This window comes from Pseudomonas edaphica (genome assembly GCF_005863185.1).
GTDB lineage: Bacteria > Pseudomonadota > Gammaproteobacteria > Pseudomonadales > Pseudomonadaceae > Aquipseudomonas > Aquipseudomonas edaphica.
The window spans coordinates 1-4,338 of the sequence record NZ_VBVZ01000527.1 but is presented as its reverse complement, the minus strand read 5'-3'; the positions used below and the strand labels follow the sequence as shown (position 1 = coordinate 4,338).

Sequence of the window (4,338 nt, the reverse complement as noted above, 5' to 3'; positions counted from 1 at the left end):
GGTATGAGAGTGAGCAACATTGAGATAGGCGGCGTGGTTGATGGCCCTATCGCAGGCAAGCCAGCTCCCACCTTTGAATGTATTCACAAATCAAAAGGTGGGAGCTGGCTTGCCTGCGATGAGGCCCGTTCAGGCACTGCAACATTCAGGCATTCAACAACCGATACCCCACACCCGCCTCGGTCACGATAAACCGTGGCTGGGTCGGATCATCCGCCAACTTCTGACGCAGATGGCCCACCACAATGCGCAGGTAATGGCTGTCTTCAGTATGGGTCGGCCCCCAGATATCCTTGAGCAATTGCTGCTGGGTGATCACCCGCCCAGGATGCCGCGCCAGTTGCGCCAGCACCGCGTATTCCTTACGGGTCAGGGCCACCTCGACACCGTCCAGCAGCACCCGGCGATAGGCCAGGTCCACGGTCAACGGGCCGAAACTCAACGCCGCTTCCTGAGCCTCTCCCGCCGGTGCCTGGCGCAACAAGGCGCGCACACGGGCAAGAAATTCCTGGATGCCAAAGGGCTTGGTCACGTAGTCATTGGCGCCGCTGTCCAGGGCTTCGACTTTTTGCACTTCGCTGGCGCGCACCGACAGCACCAATACCGGCACCGTCGACCACTCACGAAACTCGCGCAACACTTGCTGGCCGTCCATGTCGGGCAGGCCAAGGTCGAGCACCAGCAAATCCGGTTTGCTCAATGCCGCTTGGGCCAGGCCCTCGTTGCCGGTGCCGGCCTCGATCACCTTGTAGCCCTGGGAGGCCAGGCTGATACGCAGGAATTTGCGGATCTGCGGTTCGTCATCAATGACTAAAATCGTCGCGGTCTGGCTCATGGTGTCCAATCAAAATCCGTGGAGAAAAGAGGGTAGCTCAAGGCTCGCGCTCCGGGCCAGGTTGCGTCGGTAACGGCAGGAACAAGCTGATGCAGGTGCCGCGCCCTTCTATACCATCCTCGACGCGGATATGCCCGCCGTGAGCGCCCACCATGCCCTGGCAGATCGCCAGGCCAAGGCCCGTGCCCTGCCCACCGCGATCACCACGGGCGGCGGTGTAGAACATATCGAAAATCTTCGCACGCTCGTCCTCGGGAATCCCCGGCCCCTCGTCGGCCACCGAAAAAAACAGTTGCTCATTGGCCACGCCGGCACTCACCTGCAAACGGCCGTGGGGCGGTGAGAAACGCGCGGCGTTTTCCAGCACATTGACCAAGGCCTGCTCGATCAACGCGGCGTGCACATACAGCAACGGCAACTGCGCCGGCACGTCGGTGTGTACCTGCAACGGCGCCAGTACCGCGCGCAAGCGGCCCAGGGCGCTGCCGACGATATCACCCGGCGAGACCCAATCGCGTGCCAGCTTCAGGGCGCCGTGACCCAGACGTGTCATGTCCAGCAGGTTCTGGATATAGCGGTCCAGGCGCTCGGCTTCATCGCGGGTGCCTTCCAGTAATTCGCGGCGGTCTTCCAGCGGGATGGCTTCACCGAGCGCCAGCAGGCTGTCGATGCTGCCGCGCATCGAGGTCAACGGCGTGCGCAAATCGTGGGACACCGAGGCCAGCAAGGCGCTGCGCAGTTGTTCGGTTTCGCCGTGCAGGCGCGCCGATTCCAGCTCCTGCGCCAGCTGTGCGCGCGCCAGAGCCTGGGCCAATGGCTGGCTCAATGCAGTGAGCAGGCGACGGCGTTGGCCGCTCAATTCCAGGCCGGGTTTGGGGCTGACGCCAAGCAAACCCAACGGCCCCTCCTCGCCAGACAGCGGCCACCACCACCAACGCCCAAACGGCAACGTGCCGGTGCCCATGCCAGCCGGTTGATCATGCTGCCAGGCCCAATCGGCGGCGGCGCGTTCGGCTTCGGTGAGGTTCAGCGCGGTGCCGGTTTCAACCTTCCAGCCGCCCTGGCCGTCGCGATTAAGCAGACACAGGTCCAGATCACTCCAGCCGTCCAGATGATGGGCCGCTGCACTGATCACCGCCTGGCGGTCGGTGGCCGCAGTGAGCTTGCGCGACAGGTCGAGCAGTTCGCTGGTTTCTTCCTGGGTGTCGCGCAAGGCCTGCAACTGCCGACGCTGACGCGCCGCGAGGTTGCCGGTCAGCGCCGCCATCAGCAAGAAAAACAACAGCGTCAGCACGTCTTCTTCACGCTGGATGGCGAAGGAGAATTTCGGCGGGATAAACAGAAAGTCGTAGCTCAGGAACGACAGCGCCGAACACACCAGCGACGGTCCCAGGCTGCTGCGCACACCGACCAGCAGTACCGCAGCGAGAAACACCAACGAGATATTCGGCAGCGGCAACACACTGGCCACCGCCCAGGCCAGCGCCGCCGCGACGATGGTTGCAACCACCGCCAGGCCATAGTCGAACCACACCAGCCCGCGCACATCCGGCAGGCGTGGCGGCGCGGGCATGTCGTCGCTGTCGAGCACGTTGATCTCCAAACCCCGCGCATTGCGCAGCAAGCGTGCCGCCAAACCCCCTCCGAACAGCCTGCGCCGCCAGCGCATCCGCGACTGCCCCACGAGTAGCAGGCTGGCGCGGCGTTCGGCGGCATGCTGGATCAGCGTCTTGGCCACTTCGCCAGCGCGCAGCAACACCACTTCGCCGCCCAGCCGTTCGGCCAATTGCTGGGCGTTCTGCAGGCGCAGGCGCGATTGCTCGTCGTGCGCACGGCCGTTATCGATATGCACCATGCTCCACGGCAAATGCCGGCGCTGGGCCACGCGGCTGGCGTGACGCACCAGGCGTTCGGCCTGCGCATCACCGTCCACGCCCACCAGCAAACGCCCGCGCACCGCCGGGGCGGCCTGACCGAGCTGGCGGTAGCCTTGGGCCAAATCGTCATCGACATGCGCAGCAGCGGTTTGCATGGCCAGCTCGCGCAGGGCCATCAGGTTGGTCTGGGTGAAGAATGCGTCGATGGCGGCGCGGGCCTGTTCCGGCACATACACCTTGCCGTCGCGCAGGCGCTCGAGCAGCTCGCGGGACGGCAGGTCGATCAGCAGCAGTTCGTCGGCCTCTTGCAGCACCCAGTCGGGCAAGGTTTCACGCACTTGCACGCCGGTGATGCCACGCACTTGATCGTTCAAGCTTTCCAGGTGCTGGACGTTGACCGTGGTGAACACGTTGATGCCGGCGGCGAGCAGTTCCTGGATGTCTTGCCAGCGTTTTTCATGGCGGCTGCCGGGGGCGTTGCTGTGGGCCAGCTCATCCACCAGCACCAGCTTGGGCTTGGCGGCGAGCAGGCCGTCGAGGTCCATTTCTTCGAGCATCACGCCACGGTATTCGCTGCGCAGCAAGGGTTGCTGCGGCAGGCCGCTGAGCAAGGCTTCGGTCTCGGCGCGGCCGTGGGTTTCCACCACGCCTGCGATCAGGCGCACACCCTGGCGCAGTTGGGTGTGGGCGGCCTGGAGCATGGCGTAGGTCTTGCCCACACCGGGCGCCGCACCGAGGAAGACTTTGAGCCGGCCACGGCCGTCCCGTGGCAGATCGGCTAACAGGGCATCGGCGCGGCCGGAGTCGCTCATGCTTTGGAGTTCCTTCAGGTGTTCAGGTCACTGAAGATCCAATGTGGGAACGGGCTTGCTCGCGAAAGCGGTCTGTCAGTAACAGATTAATTGACTGATGCACCGCATTCGCGAGCAAGCCCGCTCCCACAAGGGGATCAGAGTTTTTCCAGCGCCATGTTCAGCGCCAGCACATTCACCACCGGCGGCCCCACCAGCGGGCTTTCGATGTGCTCATCGAGCAAGCGCTGCAGTGTAGACACGGGCACATTTCGCGCCGCCGCCACTCGCGCCAGTTGATAGGCAATCGCCGCCGGAGGCAAGTGTGGATCAAGGCCGCTGCCGGAGGTAGTCAGGGAGGCCAAAGGCACCGGCCCCTGGCCTGGCACCAACTGTTTATTCGCGTCATCAAAAATACGCGTGGCCAATGCCGGGTTGCTTGGGGCCAGGTTGCTGGCGCTGCTGGAGACCGTCGCAAACGCGCCAGCCGATGGGCGTGGGTGGAACCAGCTGTCACCGGTAAAATCCTGGGCGATCAGGCTGGAGCCGCGCACTTTGCCCTCGGCGTCACGCACCAGGCTGCCGTTGGCCTGGTCGGGGAACGCAACTTGGGCGACACCGGTGACCACCAGCGGGTAGGCAACGCCGGTGATCAGGGTCATGAGGACCAGCAGGCTCAGGGCCGGGCGGATCATGTTAGTCATCTTTAAATCATCAATAAATCGAGTAACCACTGTGGCGAGGGAGCTTGCTCCCTCTCCACAAAAAGTGCGATCCAGTTACACCAGGTGCAGCGCGGTCAGGAGCATGTCGATCGCCTTGATGCCCACGAACG

General features: G+C 63.9%; 3 protein-coding genes. All 3 read right to left on the bottom strand.

Features of this window, described 5'->3' with window-relative positions:
* Positions 1-145: 145 nt before the first annotated feature.
* The 3 genes from FEM54_RS25740 to kdpC all read right to left on the bottom strand — a co-directional run bounded on the left by FEM54_RS25740 (position 146) and on the right by kdpC (position 4,207).
* Complete coding sequence (locus tag FEM54_RS25740; RefSeq protein WP_053255124.1) at positions 146-835, bottom strand: response regulator; 690 nt, start codon at positions 833-835, stop codon at positions 146-148.
* Between the two features lie 37 nt (positions 836-872).
* Positions 873-3,524 carry a sensor histidine kinase gene (locus FEM54_RS25735; protein WP_138453575.1) on the bottom strand — a complete coding sequence of 884 codons (2,652 nt, stop codon included), beginning with the start codon at positions 3,522-3,524 and terminating at the stop codon, positions 873-875.
* 137 nt (positions 3,525-3,661) lie between these two features.
* Positions 3,662-4,207, bottom strand: a complete 546-nt coding sequence (kdpC, locus tag FEM54_RS25730; protein WP_138453574.1) for a potassium-transporting ATPase subunit KdpC — start codon at positions 4,205-4,207, stop codon at positions 3,662-3,664.
* Positions 4,208-4,338 lie beyond the last annotated feature (131 nt).